This window comes from Roseateles sp. (assembly GCF_047654805.1).
GTDB lineage: Bacteria > Pseudomonadota > Gammaproteobacteria > Burkholderiales > Burkholderiaceae_C > Pelomonas.
In genome coordinates this window covers 6,109,681-6,126,353 of record NZ_JASGIV010000001.1, presented here as the reverse complement: position 1 = coordinate 6,126,353, position 16,673 = coordinate 6,109,681, and the positions used below count along the sequence as shown (strand labels likewise).

General features: G+C 62.8%; 29 protein-coding genes and 2 pseudogenes. All 31 read right to left on the bottom strand.

Going from position 1 to position 16,673, the window contains the following annotated elements; translation table 11 throughout:
* A partial coding sequence (gene rplQ / locus QM732_RS27855) for a 50S ribosomal protein L17 (RefSeq protein WP_415659312.1) occupies positions 1–290 on the bottom strand: 290 nt, incomplete at its 3' end.
* A gap of 102 nt (positions 291–392) precedes the next feature.
* Positions 393–1,382, bottom strand: coding sequence for a DNA-directed RNA polymerase subunit alpha (locus tag QM732_RS27850; RefSeq protein WP_056194188.1), 990 nt, complete (start codon positions 1,380–1,382; stop codon positions 393–395).
* 140 nt (positions 1,383–1,522) lie between these two features.
* Positions 1,523–2,146, bottom strand: coding sequence for a 30S ribosomal protein S4 (gene rpsD / locus QM732_RS27845; protein WP_415659311.1), 624 nt, complete (start codon positions 2,144–2,146; stop codon positions 1,523–1,525).
* Positions 2,147–2,368: 222 nt separating this feature from the next.
* On the bottom strand, positions 2,369–2,773 hold the full coding sequence (rpsK, locus tag QM732_RS27840; RefSeq protein WP_056194196.1) for a 30S ribosomal protein S11: 405 nt from the start codon (positions 2,771–2,773) through the stop codon (positions 2,369–2,371).
* A 26-nt stretch (positions 2,774–2,799) separates the two neighbouring features.
* Complete coding sequence (rpsM, locus tag QM732_RS27835) at positions 2,800–3,165, bottom strand: 30S ribosomal protein S13 (RefSeq protein ID WP_293501461.1); 366 nt, start codon at positions 3,163–3,165, stop codon at positions 2,800–2,802.
* Between the two features lie 30 nt (positions 3,166–3,195).
* Positions 3,196–3,309: a 50S ribosomal protein L36 gene (rpmJ, locus tag QM732_RS27830; RefSeq protein WP_056194202.1), complete on the bottom strand. Its 114-nt coding sequence runs from the start codon at positions 3,307–3,309 to the stop codon at positions 3,196–3,198.
* A 60-nt stretch (positions 3,310–3,369) separates the two neighbouring features.
* Positions 3,370–3,588 (bottom strand): translation initiation factor IF-1, encoded by a 219-nt coding sequence (gene infA, locus QM732_RS27825; protein ID WP_011830996.1) that lies wholly within the window; start codon positions 3,586–3,588, stop codon positions 3,370–3,372.
* A 60-nt stretch (positions 3,589–3,648) separates the two neighbouring features.
* Complete coding sequence (secY, locus tag QM732_RS27820) at positions 3,649–4,959, bottom strand: preprotein translocase subunit SecY (protein WP_415659310.1); 1,311 nt, start codon at positions 4,957–4,959, stop codon at positions 3,649–3,651.
* A gap of 26 nt (positions 4,960–4,985) precedes the next feature.
* Positions 4,986–5,417: a 50S ribosomal protein L15 gene (gene rplO / locus QM732_RS27815; protein ID WP_415659309.1), complete on the bottom strand. Its 432-nt coding sequence runs from the start codon at positions 5,415–5,417 to the stop codon at positions 4,986–4,988.
* A complete protein-coding gene (gene rpmD / locus QM732_RS27810; RefSeq protein WP_056877725.1) occupies positions 5,417–5,599 on the bottom strand; it encodes a 50S ribosomal protein L30 in 183 nt (60 codons plus the stop codon). Before rpmD ends, rplO begins: the two co-directional genes overlap by 1 nt.
* A 20-nt stretch (positions 5,600–5,619) precedes the next feature.
* Complete coding sequence (gene rpsE / locus QM732_RS27805; RefSeq protein ID WP_415659308.1) at positions 5,620–6,141, bottom strand: 30S ribosomal protein S5; 522 nt, start codon at positions 6,139–6,141, stop codon at positions 5,620–5,622.
* 18 nt (positions 6,142–6,159) lie between these two features.
* Positions 6,160–6,519 carry a 50S ribosomal protein L18 gene (gene rplR, locus QM732_RS27800; protein ID WP_415659307.1) on the bottom strand — a complete coding sequence of 120 codons (360 nt, stop codon included), beginning with the start codon at positions 6,517–6,519 and terminating at the stop codon, positions 6,160–6,162.
* A gap of 11 nt (positions 6,520–6,530) precedes the next feature.
* Complete coding sequence (rplF, locus tag QM732_RS27795; RefSeq protein WP_415659306.1) at positions 6,531–7,064, bottom strand: 50S ribosomal protein L6; 534 nt, start codon at positions 7,062–7,064, stop codon at positions 6,531–6,533.
* 17 nt (positions 7,065–7,081) lie between these two features.
* Entirely contained in the window at positions 7,082–7,477 is a 396-nt protein-coding gene (rpsH, locus tag QM732_RS27790; RefSeq protein ID WP_056194221.1) for a 30S ribosomal protein S8, read from the bottom strand.
* Positions 7,478–7,503: 26 nt separating this feature from the next.
* Positions 7,504–7,809, bottom strand: coding sequence for a 30S ribosomal protein S14 (rpsN, locus tag QM732_RS27785; RefSeq protein WP_415659305.1), 306 nt, complete (start codon positions 7,807–7,809; stop codon positions 7,504–7,506).
* 8 nt (positions 7,810–7,817) lie between these two features.
* The gene (rplE, locus tag QM732_RS27780; protein ID WP_415659304.1) at positions 7,818–8,357 is read right to left on the bottom strand and encodes a 50S ribosomal protein L5; all 540 of its coding nucleotides are present in this window, start codon (positions 8,355–8,357) and stop codon (positions 7,818–7,820) included.
* A gap of 10 nt (positions 8,358–8,367) precedes the next feature.
* Entirely contained in the window at positions 8,368–8,682 is a 315-nt protein-coding gene (gene rplX, locus QM732_RS27775; RefSeq protein ID WP_415659303.1) for a 50S ribosomal protein L24, read from the bottom strand.
* A gap of 23 nt (positions 8,683–8,705) precedes the next feature.
* A complete protein-coding gene (rplN, locus tag QM732_RS27770; protein ID WP_056194233.1) occupies positions 8,706–9,074 on the bottom strand; it encodes a 50S ribosomal protein L14 in 369 nt (122 codons plus the stop codon).
* Positions 9,075–9,323: 249 nt separating this feature from the next.
* Positions 9,324–9,833, bottom strand: coding sequence for a peroxiredoxin (locus QM732_RS27765; RefSeq protein WP_415659302.1), 510 nt, complete (start codon positions 9,831–9,833; stop codon positions 9,324–9,326).
* 95 nt (positions 9,834–9,928) lie between these two features.
* Positions 9,929–10,198, bottom strand: a complete 270-nt coding sequence (rpsQ, locus tag QM732_RS27760; protein WP_132576752.1) for a 30S ribosomal protein S17 — start codon at positions 10,196–10,198, stop codon at positions 9,929–9,931.
* Positions 10,195–10,395, bottom strand: coding sequence for a 50S ribosomal protein L29 (gene rpmC, locus QM732_RS27755; RefSeq protein ID WP_310273048.1), 201 nt, complete (start codon positions 10,393–10,395; stop codon positions 10,195–10,197). Before rpmC ends, rpsQ begins: the two co-directional genes overlap by 4 nt.
* An 11-nt stretch (positions 10,396–10,406) precedes the next feature.
* Positions 10,407–10,824: pseudogene (gene rplP / locus QM732_RS27750) on the bottom strand (50S ribosomal protein L16).
* 2 nt (positions 10,825–10,826) lie between these two features.
* Positions 10,827–11,687 carry a 30S ribosomal protein S3 gene (rpsC, locus tag QM732_RS27745; RefSeq protein WP_415659301.1) on the bottom strand — a complete coding sequence of 287 codons (861 nt, stop codon included), beginning with the start codon at positions 11,685–11,687 and terminating at the stop codon, positions 10,827–10,829.
* Positions 11,688–11,701: 14 nt separating this feature from the next.
* The gene (gene rplV / locus QM732_RS27740; RefSeq protein ID WP_268169252.1) at positions 11,702–12,031 is read right to left on the bottom strand and encodes a 50S ribosomal protein L22; all 330 of its coding nucleotides are present in this window, start codon (positions 12,029–12,031) and stop codon (positions 11,702–11,704) included.
* A gap of 12 nt (positions 12,032–12,043) precedes the next feature.
* Complete coding sequence (rpsS, locus tag QM732_RS27735; protein WP_088484478.1) at positions 12,044–12,322, bottom strand: 30S ribosomal protein S19; 279 nt, start codon at positions 12,320–12,322, stop codon at positions 12,044–12,046.
* Between the two features lie 10 nt (positions 12,323–12,332).
* The gene (gene rplB / locus QM732_RS27730) at positions 12,333–13,157 is read right to left on the bottom strand and encodes a 50S ribosomal protein L2 (protein ID WP_415659300.1); all 825 of its coding nucleotides are present in this window, start codon (positions 13,155–13,157) and stop codon (positions 12,333–12,335) included.
* A pseudogene (rplW, locus tag QM732_RS27725) lies at positions 13,158–13,473 on the bottom strand (50S ribosomal protein L23).
* The gene (gene rplD, locus QM732_RS27720) at positions 13,470–14,090 is read right to left on the bottom strand and encodes a 50S ribosomal protein L4 (protein WP_415659299.1); all 621 of its coding nucleotides are present in this window, start codon (positions 14,088–14,090) and stop codon (positions 13,470–13,472) included. The pseudogene rplW and the gene rplD overlap by 4 nt, the downstream one beginning before the upstream one ends.
* Positions 14,090–14,761: a 50S ribosomal protein L3 gene (gene rplC / locus QM732_RS27715; RefSeq protein WP_415659298.1), complete on the bottom strand. Its 672-nt coding sequence runs from the start codon at positions 14,759–14,761 to the stop codon at positions 14,090–14,092. The genes rplD and rplC overlap by 1 nt, the downstream gene beginning before the upstream one ends.
* A gap of 264 nt (positions 14,762–15,025) precedes the next feature.
* Positions 15,026–15,337, bottom strand: coding sequence for a 30S ribosomal protein S10 (gene rpsJ / locus QM732_RS27710; protein ID WP_132576760.1), 312 nt, complete (start codon positions 15,335–15,337; stop codon positions 15,026–15,028).
* Positions 15,338–15,402: 65 nt separating this feature from the next.
* Positions 15,403–16,593 (bottom strand): elongation factor Tu, encoded by a 1,191-nt coding sequence (gene tuf, locus QM732_RS27705; RefSeq protein ID WP_415659290.1) that lies wholly within the window; start codon positions 16,591–16,593, stop codon positions 15,403–15,405.
* Positions 16,594–16,673 lie beyond the last annotated feature (80 nt).

Genomic DNA, 16,673 nt, shown 5'->3' with positions numbered 1-16,673 from the left:
ATGCGGGTGTAGCCGCCCGGACGGGCCTTGAAGCGCGGGCCCAGTTCGTTGAAGAGCTTGGTGACGATGTCGCGGTCGCGCAGGCGGTCGAAAGCCAAGCGGCGGTTGGCCAGCGTGGGTTCCTTGGCAAGCGTGATCAGGGGCTCGACCACCTTGCGCAGTTCCTTGGCCTTGGGGACCGTGGTCTTGATAGCTTCGTGCTGGAGCAGCGAAACCGCCATATTGCGCAGCATTGCAGCGCGATGGGCGCTGGTGCGGTTGAGCTTGCGGAGGCCGTTACGGTGACGCATGGTGCTTTTCCTTTCACTTCGTTAATGCCGCCAGCCGGATCAGGTACTGGCGGGTGCACCGGGTGGCGTTGGTCAGCGCGCCACCCACTTCTTCAAATCAGATCAGCGCTTGTCCAGGCCTTGCGGGGGCCAGTTCTCCAGGCGGGCGCCGAGCGTGAGACCGCGGGAAGCCAGGACTTCCTTGATCTCGTTGAGCGACTTGCGACCCAGATTGGGGGTCTTCAGCAGCTCGGTCTCGGTACGCTGGATCAGGTCGCCGATGTAGTAGATGTTCTCGGCCTTCAGGCAGTTGGCCGAACGCACGGTCAGTTCGAGCTCGTCGACAGGGCGCAGCAGGATCGGATCGAAGCTGCTGGAACGCTGCGCCGGCTGGTCGAAAGCGTCGACCAGGTCGGTGCCTTGCAGCTGCGCGAACACGGCGAGCTGTTCCACCAGGATCTTGGCGGAGGCCCGGATCGCTTCCTCGGGCGAGATGGCGCCGTTGGTTTCGATCTCCATGACCAGCTTGTCCAGGTCGGTACGCTGCTCGACGCGAGCGTTCTCGACGGCGTAGCTGACGCGCTTGACGGGCGAGAACGACGCGTCGAGGACGATGCGGCCGATGCTCTTGGTCGGCTCGTCGCCGAAGCGACGCATCGTGCCGGGCACATAGCCACGGCCCTTCTCGACCTTGATCTGCATGTCCAGCTTGCCACCTTGCGACAGGTGGGCAATGACGTGCTCGGGGTTGATGATCTCGACGTCGTGCGGAGTCTGGATGTCGGCCGCGGTGACGGGGCCTTCGCCTTCCTTGCGCAGGACGAGGGTCACTTCCTCACGGTTGTGCAGGCGGAAGACGACGCCCTTCAGGTTCAGCATGATGTGAACCACGTCCTCTTGCACGCCGTCGATGGCCGAGTACTCGTGCAGCACGCCGGCGATCGTCACTTCCGTCGGTGCGTAACCCACCATCGACGAGAGCAGCACACGGCGCAGGGCATTGCCCAGGGTGTGGCCGTAGCCGCGTTCGAACGGCTCCAGCGTGACCTTGGCGCGATGACCGCCCAGGGGCTCCACGTTGATGGACTTGGGTTTGAGCAAGTTGGTTTGCATGAGGTCTTTCTTTCAATACCCTCGGTTCGTTACACCGATAAGGCTGAGGACCAGCCGGGCAGAGCCTTCGAGGGGCTGAGATGCCCGGACGAGGAAACGCCGACCGCGCCCAAAGCAGGCGTGGTCGGCGGGGGGAACGATTAACGCGAGTACAACTCGACGATCAGCGATTCGTTGATTTCGGCGCCGAACTCGTCGCGGTCGGGGGCCTTCTTGAACACGCCTTCGAGCTTGGTGCCGTCGACCTGGACCCAGGCCGGCAGGCCGATGGAGTCAGCCAGCTTGAACGACTCGGTCACACGCAGCTGCTTCTTGGCCTTTTCACGGACAGCGACCGTGTCACCAGCCTTGACCATGTAGGAAGCGATGTTCACGACCTCGCCATTCACCACGATGCCCTTGTGCGACACCAGTTGGCGGGCTTCAGCGCGCGTAGAGCCGAAGCCCATGCGGTAGACGACATTGTCCAGACGCGATTCCAGCAGTTGCAGCAGGTTCACGCCAGTCGAGCCCTTGCGGCGCTCGGCTTCGGCGAAGTAGCGGCGGAATTGACGCTCCAGCACGCCGTACATGCGCTTGACCTTCTGCTTTTCACGCAGTTGCAGGCCGAAGTCGGAGGTGCGCTGACCAGAGGTGCGGCCGTGCTGGCCGGGCTTGCTGTCGAACTTGGCCTTGTCGCTGATGGCGCGGCGGGCGCTCTTCAGGTAGAGGTCGGTGCCTTCGCGGCGGGAAAGTTTGGCCTTGGGGCCGAGGTAACGTGCCACTTTGAGTGTCCTTGTTCAATCTGACGCCAGGGGAGGCCTGACGCGAGTCCAGCCGGTGTTGTTGTGGGCTTGGACGGTGGGCTTATGAGGCGTCTCCGAAATGGACCACCTCAACGGTGAAGCCGGCGCGGCACTTTCGTGCCCGCCGGCTCAGGGAAAACGCGCGATTATCGCACCGTCAACCGAATCTGCAAAATTCCTGTCACCCGACGGTGAGGGAAATCAGATACGGCGACGCTTCTGCGGACGGCAACCGTTGTGCGGCACCGGCGTCACGTCAGAGATCGAGTTGATGCGGATGCCGAGAGCAGCCAACGCACGCACCGACGACTCGCGACCCGGGCCCGGGCCCTTGATCTTGACGTCGAGGTTCTTGATGCCTTGCTCTTGAGCCGCACGGCCAGCCACTTCGGCCGCCACCTGAGCCGCGAAGGGAGTCGACTTGCGCGAGCCCTTGAAGCCTTGACCACCCGACGAAGCCCACGACAGGGCGCCGCCTTGACGGTCGGTGATGGTGATGATGGTGTTGTTGAACGAGGCGTGGACGTGCGCGATGCCGTCAGCGACGTTCTTGCGGACCTTCTTGCGAACGCGTTGAGCCGCCGAATTGTTGGGAGCCTTTGCCATATTGACCTTCTTTCAGTTCGGGCAGCTTACTTCTTGCCGGTCGCAGCCGACTTGCGCGGACCCTTGCGGGTGCGAGCATTCGTACGGGTGCGCTGGCCGCGCATCGGCAGACCGCGACGATGACGGAAACCGCGGTAGCAGCCAAGGTCCATCAGGCGCTTGATGTTGATGGACTGCTCACGGCGCAGGTCACCTTCGATGGTCAGCTTGTTGACCTCATCGCGAATCTTCTCGAGATCGCCGTCGGTCAGGTCCTTGACCTTCTTGTCGAACGGAATGCCGCAGCTCGTGCAGATCTTCTGGGCGGTCGTACGGCCAATGCCGTAGATCGACGTCAGACCGATCTCAGTGTGCTTTTGCGGCGGAATGTTGATACCAGCAATACGTGCCATGGTGGTCCTCTAGTCCTGTCGTGCGGCCAATTAGCCCTGGCGCTGCTTGTGGCGCGGGTCGGTGCAGATCACACGCACCACGCCCTTGCGGCGGATGATCTTGCAATTGCGGCACATCTGCTTCACGGATGCCGAAACTTTCATGGTCTGCTCCTTGGCCTAACTCTTATGCGCTCTTGACGCGTTCCCGGGGGTTCAAACAGCTCACTTCGCCCGGAACACGATGCGAGCACGACTCAAATCGTAGGGTGTCAGCTCCACGGTCACCTTGTCACCAGGCAGGATGCGGATGTAGTGCATCCGCATCTTGCCGGAGATGTGACCGAGAACGACATGCCCGTTCTCCAACTTGACCCTAAACGTGGCATTGGGGAGGTTCTCGAGAATCTCGCCCTGCATTTGAATGACGTCGTCCTTCGACATGCGCTGCGTTCAGGTGTGGGTTGTTGAAATCAATCTTGGTTAACGGTCAGCTCCGGGCCCTCAGTTGGGCTTGAAGCTGGCCTTTTTCAGCAGCGATTCATACTGCTGACTCATGATGTAACTTTGCACCTGGGCCCAGAAGTCCATCGTCACGACGACGATGATCAACAGGGACGTACCACCGAAGTAGAACGGGACGTTGTACTTCAGCGTCAGGAACTCGGGCAGCAGGCAGACCAGCGTGATGTAGATCGCACCAGCCAGCGTCAGCCGCGACAGGATCTTGTCGATGTGCTTCGCCGTCTGCTCACCCGGACGAATACCCGGGATGAAGGCGCCGCTCTTCTTCAGGTTGTCCGCCGTCTCACGGCTATTGAACACCAGCGCCGTGTAGAAGAAGCAGAAGAAGACGATGGCAGCGGAATACAGCAGCACATAGATCGGCTGGCCCGGGCTGACCATGGCGGCCAGGTCCTTCAGCCAGCGCAGGCCGTCACCAGTCGCGAACCAACTCACCACCGTCGTCGGCAGCAGGATGATGGACGACGCGAAGATCGGCGGGATCACGCCCGACATGTTCAGCTTCAACGGCAGGTGCGAGGACTGGCCGCCATAGACCTTGTTGCCGACCTGGCGCTTCGCATAGTTCACGAGGATCTTGCGCTGCCCACGTTCGACATAGACCACGGCATAAGTCACCAGCACGACCAGCGCGATCACGATCAGCGCCGAGCCGTAGCCCATCGCGCCGGTACGCACCAGCTCGAACAAGCCACCGATCGCTCCTGGCAGACCCGCGGCGATGCCGCCGAAGATCAGGATCGAGATGCCATTGCCCAGTCCGCGCTCGGTGATCTGCTCACCCAGCCACATCAGGAACATCGTGCCAGCAACCAGGCTGGAGACCGCCGTAAGGCGGAAGCCAAATCCGGGATTGATCACCAGGCCAGCAGAACCTTCCAGCGCCAGCGCGATGGACAGACTCTGGAACAAGGCCAGGCCCAACGTGCCGTAACGGGTGTACTGCGTGATCTTGCGACGACCGGCTTCGCCCTCCTTCTTCAGCTGCTCCAGCGTCGGGACGACGTACGTCATCAGCTGGATGACGATGGAGGCCGAGATGTAAGGCGTAATGCCCAACGCGAACACGGTGAAGCGCGACAGCGCACCGCCCGAGAACATGTTGAACAGGCTCAGGATGCCACCGGCCTGACCCTTGAAGAATTGGGCCAGCTGGTTCGGGTCGATACCGGGCACCGGGATGTGTGCCCCGATGCGGTAGACGACCAGAGCCAGCAGCAGGAACACAAGCCGGCGACGCAGGTCACCGAACTTGCCGCTCTTGGCCAGCTGATTCGCGTTGGTAGCCACGCTGGATCAGTTCCTTGTGTGCCGAATTAAGCGACCGAGCCGCCCGCCGCCTCGATGGCCGCCTTGGCGCCCTTCGTGGCGTTCACGCCCTTCAGCGTGACCTTGCGTTCGATGGAGCCGGACAGGATCAGCTTGACCGACTTGGCCAGCTGCGGCACCAGGCCGACGGCCTTCAGCGTCGACACGTCGATCTCGTCACCGGCCAGACCTTGCAGGTCCGACAGCGTGATCTCGGCGTTGTACTTCAGCGTCAGCGACTTGAAGCCGCGCTTGGGCAGACGACGCTGCAGCGGCATCTGGCCGCCTTCGAAGCCGACCTTGTGGTAGCCACCAGCACGGGACTTCTGGCCCTTGTGGCCGCGACCTGCGGTCTTGCCCAGGCCGGAGCCGATGCCACGGCCGACGCGGCGCTTGGCGTGCTTCGCGCCCTCTGCGGGCTTGATCGTGTTGAGTTCCATCACAGCACCTGAACCAGGTAGGCGATCTTATTGATCATGCCGCGCACGGCGGGCGTGTCTTCCAGCGTGCTCTGGCTGTTCAGCTTGCGCAGACCCAGGCCGACCACGGTGGCACGGTGCGAGGCGCGGCAGCCGATGGGGCTACGCACCAGCTTGACCGTCACGGTTTTCTTGTCAGACATCTTGTGCTCCGCTGTGGCGATCAGTTGAAGATCTCTTCAACCGTCTTGCCGCGCTTGGCAGCGACTTCCGACGCCGTCGTGGAACGCTTCAGAGCGTCCAGCGTGGCGCGGACCATGTTGTAAGGGTTGGTCGAACCGTGGCTCTTGGTCACGATGTCGGTCACGCCCATCACTTCAAAGACGGCACGCATCGGGCCGCCGGCGATGACGCCGGTACCGGCAGGCGCCGGAGCCATGATGACGTGCGCAGCACCGTGCTCACCGACCACATTGTGGTGGATGGTGCCGTTCTTCAGTTGGACCTTGACCATGTTGCGGCGGGCCGATTCCATGGCCTTCTGCACCGCGACCGGCACTTCCTTGGCCTTGCCCTTGCCCATGCCGATGCGGCCATCGCCGTCGCCGACCACCGTCAGAGCGGCGAAGGACAGCGTGCGGCCACCCTTCACAACCTTGGTGACGCGATTGACCGCGATCATCTTTTCCTTCAGGCCGTCGTCATTGCCTTCAGCCTGAGCGCCGCGGGGTTGAAACTTTGCCATTTCGTATTCCTTGATGCGTCAGAACTGCAGACCGGCTTCGCGGGCTGCTTCGGCCAGTGCCTTGACACGGCCGTGGTAGGCGAAACCGGCGCGGTCGAAAGCGACCTTCTCGACGCCAGCGGCCTTGGCCTTCTCGGCGATCAGCTTGCCGACCAGCGTGGCGGCAGCGACGTTGCCGCCATTGCCGCTCAGCTGTTCGCGGACCGACTTCTCGGCCGTGGAGGCTGCAGCCAGCACCTTGTCGCCATCTTCCGAGACGACTTGGGCGTAGATGTGCAGGTTGGAGCGGAACACCGTCAGACGGGCCACGCGCTGGATCGCAATGCGAGCGCGGGTCTGGCGCGAACGACGCAGGCGTTGTTCTTTCTTGGTCATCATGGCGCAGCTCCTTACTTCTTCTTGGTCTCTTTGAGGGCGACCTTCTCATCCGAATAACGGATGCCCTTGCCCTTGTAGGGCTCGGGAGGACGGAAGGCGCGCACCTCAGCGGCGATCTGGCCGACGACCTGGCGGTCTGCACCCTTGATGATGATTTCCGTCTGGGTGGGGCACTCGACCTTGATGCCGGCCGGCATGTCCTTCACCACGGGGTGAGAGAAACCGATCTGCAGGTTCAGCTTCTGCCCCTGGGCCTGGGCGCGGAAACCCACGCCGACCAGGTTCAGCTTCTTCTCGAAGCCCTTGCTGACGCCGTTGACCATGTTGGCCACCAGGGCGCGCATCGTGCCGCTCATGGCATCGGCTTCGGCCGACTCATTGGCGGGCACGAAGCTCAGCTTGCCGGCTTCGTTCTTGACGGTAACCAGGCCGTTCGATGCACGCACCAGCGTGCCGAGCGAGCCCTTGACGCTGATCGAGTCAGCGGACACGGTCACATCCACGCCTTGCGGGAGGTTGACCGGCATTTTTCCAACGCGGGACATTGTTCCTACTCCTTCGCTTAGGCGACGTAGCAGAGCACCTCGCCGCCGATACCGGCAGCGCGGGCCTTGCGGTCCGTCATGACGCCTTGCGGGGTCGTCACAATCGCCACACCCAGGCCGTTCATGACCTGAGGAATGTCGTGGCGGCCCTTGTAGATGCGCAGGCCGGGGCGGCTGACGCGCTCGATACGCTCGATGACCGGACGGCCGGCGTAGTACTTCAGCGCGATTTCCAGCTCGGGGCGGGCAGCTTCGCCGCGCACGGCGAAGTCGTCGATGTAGCCTTCGTCCTTGAGGACCTTGGCAATCGCCACCTTCAGCTTGGACGACGGCATGGCAACGCTCGTCTTTTCGACGATCTGCGCGTTGCGAATGCGGGTCAGCATATCGGCGATGGGATCACTCATGCTCATTTGCGATATCTCCTATCAGCCGATGATTACCAGCTGGCCTTGACGACACCGGGGATGTCGCCCTTGAAGGCCAGTTCACGGATCTTGTTGCGGGCCAGGCCGAACTTGCGGAAGGTGCCGCGCGGACGACCCGTCAGCTCGCAGCGGTTACGCAGACGGCTGGGGTACGCGTTGCGGGGCAGCTTTTGCAGCTCGAGGCGGGCGGCGTAGCGCTCTTCCTCGGACTTCTTGCTGTCGTCGACGATGGCCTTCAGTTCCGCGTACTTCTTGGCGAACTTGGCGACCAGCGCCTCGCGCTTCAGCTCACGTTGTTTGATCGAGAGTTTTGCCACGGTTCACCTCAGTTCTTGAACGGAAACTTGAACGCAGCCAGCAGAGCCTTGGCTTCGTCGTCCGTCTTGGCAGTCGTCGTGATGCTGATGTTCAGACCACGCAGAGCATCCACCTTGTCGTACTCGATCTCGGGGAAGATGATTTGCTCTTTGACGCCGATGTTGTAGTTGCCACGACCGTCGAACGAACGGCCGGAGATACCACGGAAGTCGCGAACGCGCGGCAGCGCGATCGTCACGAAGCGGTCCAGGAATTCATACATCTGGATGCCACGCAGCGTGACCATGGCACCGATGGGCACGTTGTCGCGGATCTTGAAGCCGGCAATCGCCTTCTTGGACTTGGTGACCACGGGCTTCTGGCCGGCGATCTTGGTCAGGTCACCCACAGCGTGGTCCATGACCTTCTTGTCGGCGACCGCCTCGCTCACGCCCATGTTGAGCGTGATCTTGGTGATGCGCGGCACTTCCATGACCGACTTGTAGCCAAACTTTTCGGTCAGGCTGGGCACGATTTTTTCGCGGTAATGCGTTTGCAGACGAGCCATGTCGGACCTCTTAAGCCTTGATCTCTTCGCCGGTCGACTTGAACACGCGCACCCGCTTGCCGTCGACGAGCTTGACGCCCACACGATCGGCCTTGCCGGAGGCGGCGTTGAAGATCGCCACGTTGGATTGATGGATGGGCATGGTCTTGTCGACGACGCCACCGGTGGTGCCCTTCATGGGGTTGGGCTTGACGTGCTTCTTGACGACATTGACGCCATCGACCACCACGTGGTCGGCGTCAGCGCGCGCGGTCACGGTGCCGCGCTTGCCCTTGTCGCGGCCGGTCAACACGATGACCTGGTCGCCGGTACGGATCTTGTTCATGGCTTACCTCAGACAGTGGGGGCTCAGAGCACCTCGGGGGCCAGCGACACGATCTTCATGAAGCGCTCGGTACGCAGTTCACGCGTGACCGGGCCGAAGATGCGGGTGCCGATCGGCTCCAGCTTGGCATTGAGCAGCACGGCGGCATTGCCGTCGAACTTGACGAGCGAGCCGTCCTGGCGGCGCACGCCCTTGGCGGTGCGAACGACCACAGCGCTGTAGACCTCGCCCTTCTTCACGCGACCACGCGGGGCAGCTTCTTTGATGCTGACCTTGATGATGTCGCCAATGTGTGCATAGCGACGCTTGGAGCCGCCCAGCACCTTGATGCACTGAACGGACTTCGCGCCAGTGTTGTCCGCGACATCAAGCCGCGATTGCATTTGGATCATGTCTGTCCCCAACTTGTCCCGAAATGCACCAGGGTGCGAGTCGGTCAGTCTTGGGCCCGTAAGTCAGTCGGCCTGCGGCGTTGCACCACCTGCCGCCCAACGGTTGAGGGCGAATCCGAGGCCACAGCACATCGAAGAATGTGCCTAGCGTTCGGCGAAGCTGCGCATTATGCAGTGAGAACCCTCGGGTCGTCAATGCCTGCGCAGAAGTTTTTAGGAGGCCGGCCATGGCCGGCCCCCTCGCTCGACTCAGGCGGCCTTGGCCTGGGCAAGCATCGTCGCGGCGTCGCTGACCTCGAACTTGCCGGGGCCCTCGACGTTCAGCGTCGTGACGACGCCATCCTTGACCAGCATCGAATAGCGCTGCGAGCGCAGGCCCATGCCCTTGGCCGTCAGGTCCAGCGTCAGGCCGGTGGCCTGGGCAAAAGCGGCGCTGCCGTCAGCCATCATGCGCACCTTGCCGGCTGTCTTCTGGTCACGACCCCAGGCGCCCATGACGAAGGCGTCATTGACGGACACGCACCAGATCTCGTCGACACCGGCAGCCTTCAGCGCCTCGGCGGACTCGACATAGCCAGGCACATGCTTGGCCGAGCAGGTTGGCGTGTAGGCGCCAGGCAGGCCGAAGATGGCGATGGTCTTGCCGGCCGCGGCCTTCTCGATATCGAAGCTGTTGGGGCCGAGGGTGCAACCCTCGCCTTCCACTTCGATGAATTCCTGCAGGCTGCCTGCAGGCAGCTTGTCGCCAACCTTGATCATGATGTCGGTCCTCGGTGATGTTTCTTCAAACAAAAAACCGGCGCGCCAGTTGCCCAGCGAGCCGGTTGTGCAGCGGTCATGCGACCGATGTCTTCTTAGACGATCTCGGCCTTCTCGACCAGGCGGGTCACGACCCAGCTCTTGGTCTTGGAGATCGGGCGGCCTTCGCTGATCTCGACCACGTCGCCCATCTTGTACTCGCCCTTTTCGTCGTGGGCGTGGTACTTGCGGGAACGGGCCACGATCTTGCCGTAGAGCTCGTGCTTGGCGCGACGCTCCACCAGGACGGTGACCGTCTTGGCGCGCTTGTCGCTGACCACGCGACCCACCAGGGTGCGGGTGTTCTTCACTTGGGCCTCAGTCATTTCGTGGCCTCCTTCTTCTTTTGTGCCAGAACCGTCTTGGCACGCGCGATGTCGCGGCGGGTCTTGCCCAGCTGGCTGTGGTTGGTCAGCTGCTGGGTGGCCTTTTGCATGCGCAGGCCGAAGTGGGCCTTGAGCAGGTCGGTCACTTCCTTTTCGAGGGCAGCGACGTCCTTGGCGCGGAGTTCAGATGCTTTCATGGTGTCCTTCCTCAGGTACCGACCTGGCGGGCCACGAAGGTGCAACGCAGGGGCAGCTTTGCTGCGGCCAGCGTGAAGGCTTCGCGAGCGAGTTGTCTCGGGAACGCCATTGACCTCGTAGATCACCTTGCCCGGCTGGATCTCGGCGACGTAATACTCCGGATTGCCCTTGCCGTTACCCATACGGACTTCGGCAGGCTTTTGCGAGATGGGCTTGTCCGGGAAGACGCGGATGAAGATCCGGCCACCACGCTTGATGTGGCGCGAGATCGCGCGGCGAGCCGCTTCGATCTGGCGGGCCGTCAGGCGGCCGCGCTCCGTAGCCTTCAGGCCGAAGTCACCGAAAGACACCGCAGCACCGCGGGTCGCAACACCGGTGTTGCGGCCCTTCTGCTCCTTGCGGTACTTGCGACGATTAGGTTGCAGCATGTTTATTCTCCTTTGGCCTCACCGGCGGCGGGAGCCTTGCGGATCACGCGCTTGCCGGCGGGCTTGGCTGCGTCACCCGAGGGGGCGGCGGCAGCGGGCTGGTCTGCTCCGTCACGCGGGCCACGATCGCCACCCGGGCGGCCACGGCCACCAGGAGCGCCCGGACGAGCGTTACGGCGCGGGCGACGATCGTCTTCGGCGCCTGCGGGGGTGTTGATGACCGGAGCCTCGCCATTGGCCAGGCGGTCACCGCGGTAGACCCAGACCTTGACGCCGATGACGCCATAGGTGGTCTTGGCCTCGGAGAAGCCGTAGTCGATGTCGGCCTTCAGGGTGTGCAGGGGCACACGACCTTCGCGATACCACTCGGTACGAGCGATTTCGATGCCGTTCAGACGACCTGCGCTCATGATCTTGATGCCCTGGGCACCCAGACGCATGGCGTTCTGCATCGCACGCTTCATGGCGCGACGGAACATGATGCGCTTCTCGAGCTGCTGGGTGATCGAGTCGGCGATCAACTGGGCATCGACTTCAGGCTTGCGCACTTCTTCGATGTTGACGGCGACGGGCACGCCCAGACGCTTGGTCAGCTCAGCCTTCAGCGCTTCGATGTCTTCACCCTTCTTGCCGATCACGACGCCCGGGCGTGCCGAGAAGATCGTGATGCGGGCGTTCTTGGCGGGACGCTCGATCAGGATGCGCGAAACAGCGGCGTTCTTGAGCTTCGCCTTCAGGTAGTCGCGAACCTGCAGATCCTCCGCCAGCATGCTGGCGAAGTTCTGGTTGTTCGCGTACCAGCGCGAAGCCCAGTTACGGGTGACAGGAAGGCGAAAGCCAACCGGATGGATTTTCTGTCCCATAGTCTTCTTGCGCCTTAGTTGCCGACAGCCACGAAGATGTGGCAGGTGGGCTTGCTGATGCGGTTGCCGCGGCCCTTGGCGCGAGCCGAGAAGCGCTTCAGCGTGGCACCCTGTTCGACATAGATCGAGGTGACCTTGAGTTCATCAATGTCAGCGCCGTCGTTGTGCTCGGCGTTGGCGATGGCGCTTTCCAGCGCCTTCTTGATGATCACGGCCGCCTTCTTCTGGGTGAAGGTCAGGATGTTGAGGGCGTGATCCACCTTCTTGCCGCGGATCATGTCGGCCACGAGGCGACCCTTGTCACACGACAGGCGGACGCCACGGACGATTGCTTTGGTTTCCATCGTCTCTAGTCCTTACTTCTTCCCGGCCTTCTTGTCGGCCGGGTGGCCCTTGAAGGTACGGGTCAGTGCGAATTCACCCAGCTTGTGGCCGACCATCTGGTCAGACACATAGACCGGCACGTGCTGCTTGCCGTTGTGCACGGCGATCGTCAGACCGATGAACTCGGGCAGGATCGTCGAGCGGCGCGACCAGGTCTTGATGGGCTTCTTGTCCTTGTTGGCAACTGCCTTGTCGACCTTGGCCTGCAGGTGGTGGTCAACGAAGGGGCCTTTCTTCAGCGAACGAGTCATGGCCTAGCCCTTACTTCTTGCGACGCGAAACGATGAACGTCTGCGTGCGCTTGTTGTTGCGAGTGCGGTAGCCCTTCGTCAGGGTGTTCCACGGCGACACAGGGACCTGGCCCTCGCCGGTGCGGCCTTCGCCACCACCGTGCGGGTGATCCACCGGGTTCATCGCCACGCCGCGAACGGTCGGACGGATACCCTTCCAGCGGATCGCGCCAGCCTTGCCGTATTGGCGCAGGCTGTGCTCTTCGTTGCTCACTTCACCGATGGTGGCGCGGCAGTCGATGTGCACGCGGCGCACTTCGCCGGAGCGCAGGCGGATCTGGGCGTAGACGCCTTCACGAGCCATCAGGACGGCAGAGGTGCCGGCCGAACGGATCATCTGGGCACCCTTGCCAGGCTGCAGCTCGATGCAGTGGATGGTCGAACCCACCGGGATGTTGCGGATGGGCAGCGTGTTGCCAGCCTTGATCGGCGCTTCCGAGCCGCTCAGGATGGTGGCGCCCACTTCCAGACCGCGCGGGGCGATCACGTAGCGGCGCTCGCCGTCGGCATAGCACACCAGCGCGATATGGGCGGTGCGGTTCGGGTCGTACTCGATGGTCTCGACCTTGGCCGGAATGCCGTCCTTGTTGCGCTTGAAGTCGACCACGCGGTAGTGGTGCTTGTGACCACCGCCCTTGTGGCGAATCGTGATGTGACCGTTGTTGTTACGGCCGGAGTTCTGCTTCTGCGGCTCCAGCAGCGAGGCTTCGGGCGCGCCCTTGTGCAGGTGCTTGTGCACCACCTTGACGACGCCACGGCGGCCGGGCGAAGTCGGCTTGACTTTGACGATGGCCATTTACGCGGCCTCCCCGGAGAAATTGAGCTCTTGACCAGCCTTGAGGGCCACGTAGGCCTTCTTGACATGGTCGCGGCGGCCGGCGACGGCCACCGAAGCGCTTCGTCTTGCCCTTGACCTGGACGACGTTGACCGACTCGACCTCGACCTTGAACATCAGTTCAACAGCAGCCTTGATCTCGGGCTTGGTGGCGTCGCGCAGGACCTTGAACAGGACCTGGTTGTGCTTCTCGGCAACTTGCGTGGCCTTCTCGGACACGATGGGCGCGAGCAGCACGGAGGCCAGACGGCCTTCGGAATACTTGGGGGCGCTCATGCCAGCATCTCCTTGAGTTGCTCGACCGCAGCCTTGGTCACCAGCACCTTCTTGTAGAAGACGAGGGACAGCGGATCGGCGTAGCGCGGCTCGACGACCAGCACGTTGGCCAGGTTGCGCGAGGCCAGTGCGAGGTTGTCGTCCACGGTGTCGGCGATGACCATCACCGAGTCCAGGCCCATGGCCTTGAACTTGGCGGCCAGCAGCTTGGTCTTGGGGGCTTCGACCGAGATCGAATCCACCACGGCCAGACGGCCTTCGCGGGCCAGCTGCGACAGGATCGCGGCCATACCGGCGCGGTACATCTTCTTGTTCAGCTTCTGCGAGAAGTTCTCGTCAGGCATGTTCGGGAAGATGCGACCACCCCCGCGCCACAGCGGCGACGAGGTCATACCGGCGCGAGCGCGGCCGGTGCCCTTCTGGCGGAAAGGCTTCTTGGTCGAGTGATGGACCTGTTCACGGTCCTTCTGGGCGCGGGTGCCTTGGCGGGCGTTGGCCTGGAAGGCCACGACCACCTGGTGCACCAGGGCTTCGTTGTAGTCGCGAGCGAAGACGGTGTCAGGCGCGTCCACCTTGGAGGTGGCCTGACCCTGCTCGTTCAGGAGCTCGAGCTGCATCAGTTGGCTCCCTTCTTGATCTTGACCTTGACGGCCGGGCGAACGACGACGTGGCCGTTCTTGGCACCCGGGACCGCACCACGGACCAGCAGCAGTTGACGAGCTTCGTCAACGCGCACGATGTCCAGGTTCTGGGTCGTGACGGTTTCGTCGCCCATGTGGCCGGTCATCTTCTTGCCCGGGAACACGCGGCCCGGATCCTGCGCCATCGAGATCGAGCCCGGCACGTTGTGCGAACGGCTGTTACCGTGCGACGCGCGCTGCGAGCTGAAGTTGTGGCGCTTGATGGTGCCGGCGTAGCCCTTACCGATGGACGTGCCTTGCACGTCGACCAGCTGGCCCGTGGCGAACAGCGTCACCGGGACGGTCGCGCCAGCTTGGTACTGGGCGGCGACGTCGGCTTCGACGCGGAATTCCTTGAGGATTTCACCGGCTTCGACACCTGCCTTGGCGAGGTGGCCGGCTTCGGGCTTGGTCACGCGCGAAGCTTTGCGCGAACCGAACGCCACCTGGATGGCGCTGTAGCCGTCGGTCTCTTGGGTCTTGACCTGGGTCACGCGGTTGTTGGACACGTCCAGCACCGTCACGGGAATGGCATCGCCATCGTCCGTGAAGATGCGCATCATGCCCACCTTGCGGCCCAGCAAACCGAGACGGTTGCTCAGACTCATGTTTTTCTCCAGCCCCAGTCGGCTCTCGCCTCCGAAGCTATTGCGAACACCCGACATCGATTGGCCGGGCTGACCTTGCAGCATCGCCCCACCGAAGTGAAAGCAGTGTTGCGCGAATTCCGGGCAGGCATAGCCGACCCGGGAAAGCTGGCGAGTATAGCCTGCGGGATAGCACTGATGCAAGCATCTGGCCCCAAAAGACAAGGCCCCGGCCTGTCGAGACAGGCCGGGGCCTTGGGATCGCCAGCCCGAAGGCCTCGCGAATTACTGCAGCTTGATTTCGACGTCGACGCCGGCGGGCAGGTCGAGCTTCATCAGCGCGTCGACCGTCTTGTCGGTCGGGTCGACGATGTCCATCAGGCGCTGGTGGGTGCGGATCTCGAACTGGTCGCGGCTGGTCTTGTTGACGTGCGGCGAGCGCAGGATGTCGAAACGCTCCAGGCGCGTCGGCAGGGGCACCGGGCCCTTGACGATGGCGCCGGTGCGCTTGGCGGTCTCGACGATTTCGAGGGCCGACTGGTCGATCAGCTTGTAATCAAACGCCTTCAGGCGGATGCGGATCTTTTGCTTTTGCATGACGGTTCCTTAAAGAGCGAGGTGAGCACCGGGCGGCAGCCGCCCGGCGCACGGTCACGCAGTGATTACTCGAGGATCGTGGCGACGACGCCGGAACCGACGGTACGGCCGCCTTCACGGATGGCGAAGCGCAGGCCCTGTTCCATCGCGATCGGAGCGATCAGCTTCACGGTGATGCCGACGTTGTCGCCGGGCATGACCATTTCCTTGTCCTTGGGCAGCTCCACCGCGCCGGTCACGTCCGTCGTGCGGAAGTAGAACTGGGGACGGTAGTTGTTGAAGAACGGGGTGTGGCGGCCGCCCTCTTCCTTGCTCAGAACGTAGATCTCAGCCGTGAAGTGGGTGTGCGGCTTGATCGTGCCGGGCTTGGCCAGCACTTGGCCGCGCTCGACGTCTTCGCGCTTGGTGCCGCGCAGCAGGATGCCGACGTTGTCGCCCGCTTGACCTTGGTCCAGCAGCTTGCGGAACATTTCGACGCCCGTGACCGTGGTCTTCTGGACTTCGCGGATGCCGACGATTTCGATTTCTTCGCCGACCTTGATGATGCCGCGCTCGACGCGACCGGTCACCACGGTGCCGCGGCCCGAGATCGAGAACACGTCTTCCACCGGCAGCAGGAAGGCGCCGTCAACGGCACGGTCCGGCTGGGGGATGTAGGTGTCCAGCGCTTCGGCCAGGCGCATGATGGCTTGCTCGCCCAGGTCGCCGGTGTCGCCTTCCAGGGCCAGCTTGGCCGAGCCCTTGATGATCGGGGTGTCGTCGCCGGGGAAGTCGTACTTGCTCAGCAGTTCGCGCACTTCCATTTCGACCAGCTCCAGCAGCTCGGCGTCGTCGACCATGTCGCACTTGTTCAGGAAGACGATGATGTACTTCACGCCGACCTGGCGGGCCAGCAGGATGTGCTCGCGGGTCTGGGGCATCGGGCCGTCAGCGGCCGAGCACACCAGGATGGCGCCGTCCATCTGGGCGGCACCGGTGATCATGTTCTTGACGTAGTCGGCGTGGCCGGGGCAGTCAACGTGCGCGTAGTGGCGGTTGGCCGTCTCGTACTCGACGTGCGCGGTGTTGATCGTGATGCCGCGGGCCTTTTCTTCCGGCGCTGCGTCGATCTGGTCGTAGGCCTTGGCCTCGCCGCCGAACTTCTTCGACAGCACCGTCGCGATCGCCGCCGTCAGCGTCGTCTTGCCGTGGTCCACGTGACCAATCGTGCCCACGTTCACGTGCGGCTTGGTCCGTTCAAACTTGCCTTTTGCCATTTCAATTCTCCAAAAAGAGCATCTCGCCAGTCTGTTGGTTTAGCGTTTCCACAGCGCCCGTGTTTCCCGCCGACTGGCGA

What these genes read in the sequence shown, in the direction of transcription:
- QM732_RS27850 (WP_056194188.1), bottom strand. Translation starts at nt 1,382, where the DNA reads ATGCAAACCAACTTGCTCAAACCCAAGTCCATCAACGTGGAGCCCCTG.
- rpsK (WP_056194196.1), bottom strand. Translation starts at nt 2,773, where the DNA reads ATGGCAAAGGCTCCCAACAATTCGGCGGCTCAACGCGTTCGCAAGAAG.
- rpsM (WP_293501461.1), bottom strand. Translation starts at nt 3,165, where the DNA reads ATGGCACGTATTGCTGGTATCAACATTCCGCCGCAAAAGCACACTGAG.
- rpmJ (WP_056194202.1), bottom strand. Translation starts at nt 3,309, where the DNA reads ATGAAAGTTTCGGCATCCGTGAAGCAGATGTGCCGCAATTGCAAGATC.
- infA (WP_011830996.1), bottom strand. Translation starts at nt 3,588, where the DNA reads ATGTCGAAGGACGACGTCATTCAAATGCAGGGCGAGATTCTCGAGAAC.
- rplO (WP_415659309.1), bottom strand. Translation starts at nt 5,417, where the DNA reads ATGGAACTCAACACGATCAAGCCCGCAGAGGGCGCGAAGCACGCCAAG.
- rpmD (WP_056877725.1), bottom strand. Translation starts at nt 5,599, where the DNA reads ATGTCTGACAAGAAAACCGTGACGGTCAAGCTGGTGCGTAGCCCCATC.
- rpsE (WP_415659308.1), bottom strand. Translation starts at nt 6,141, where the DNA reads ATGGCAAAGTTTCAACCCCGCGGCGCTCAGGCTGAAGGCAATGACGAC.
- rplR (WP_415659307.1), bottom strand. Translation starts at nt 6,519, where the DNA reads ATGATGACCAAGAAAGAACAACGCCTGCGTCGTTCGCGCCAGACCCGC.
- rplF (WP_415659306.1), bottom strand. Translation starts at nt 7,064, where the DNA reads ATGTCCCGCGTTGGAAAAATGCCGGTCAACCTCCCGCAAGGCGTGGAT.
- rpsH (WP_056194221.1), bottom strand. Translation starts at nt 7,477, where the DNA reads ATGAGCATGAGTGATCCCATCGCCGATATGCTGACCCGCATTCGCAAC.
- rplE (WP_415659304.1), bottom strand. Translation starts at nt 8,357, where the DNA reads ATGGCTCGTCTGCAAACGCATTACCGCGAAAAAATCGTGCCCAGCCTG.
- rplX (WP_415659303.1), bottom strand. Translation starts at nt 8,682, where the DNA reads ATGAACAAGATCCGTACCGGCGACCAGGTCATCGTGTTGACCGGCCGC.
- rplN (WP_056194233.1), bottom strand. Translation starts at nt 9,074, where the DNA reads ATGATCCAAATGCAATCGCGGCTTGATGTCGCGGACAACACTGGCGCG.
- QM732_RS27765 (WP_415659302.1), bottom strand. Translation starts at nt 9,833, where the DNA reads ATGATCAAGGTTGGCGACAAGCTGCCTGCAGGCAGCCTGCAGGAATTC.
- rpsQ (WP_132576752.1), bottom strand. Translation starts at nt 10,198, where the DNA reads ATGACTGAGGCCCAAGTGAAGAACACCCGCACCCTGGTGGGTCGCGTG.
- rpmC (WP_310273048.1), bottom strand. Translation starts at nt 10,395, where the DNA reads ATGAAAGCATCTGAACTCCGCGCCAAGGACGTCGCTGCCCTCGAAAAG.
- rpsC (WP_415659301.1), bottom strand. Translation starts at nt 11,687, where the DNA reads ATGGGACAGAAAATCCATCCGGTTGGCTTTCGCCTTCCTGTCACCCGT.
- rplV (WP_268169252.1), bottom strand. Translation starts at nt 12,031, where the DNA reads ATGGAAACCAAAGCAATCGTCCGTGGCGTCCGCCTGTCGTGTGACAAG.
- rpsS (WP_088484478.1), bottom strand. Translation starts at nt 12,322, where the DNA reads ATGACTCGTTCGCTGAAGAAAGGCCCCTTCGTTGACCACCACCTGCAG.
- rplB (WP_415659300.1), bottom strand. Translation starts at nt 13,157, where the DNA reads ATGGCCATCGTCAAAGTCAAGCCGACTTCGCCCGGCCGCCGTGGCGTC.
- rplD (WP_415659299.1), bottom strand. Translation starts at nt 14,090, where the DNA reads ATGCAGCTCGAGCTCCTGAACGAGCAGGGTCAGGCCACCTCCAAGGTG.
- rplC (WP_415659298.1), bottom strand. Translation starts at nt 14,761, where the DNA reads ATGAGTCTGAGCAACCGTCTCGGTTTGCTGGGCCGCAAGGTGGGCATG.
- rpsJ (WP_132576760.1), bottom strand. Translation starts at nt 15,337, where the DNA reads ATGCAAAAGCAAAAGATCCGCATCCGCCTGAAGGCGTTTGATTACAAG.
- tuf (WP_415659290.1), bottom strand. Translation starts at nt 16,593, where the DNA reads ATGGCAAAAGGCAAGTTTGAACGGACCAAGCCGCACGTGAACGTGGGC.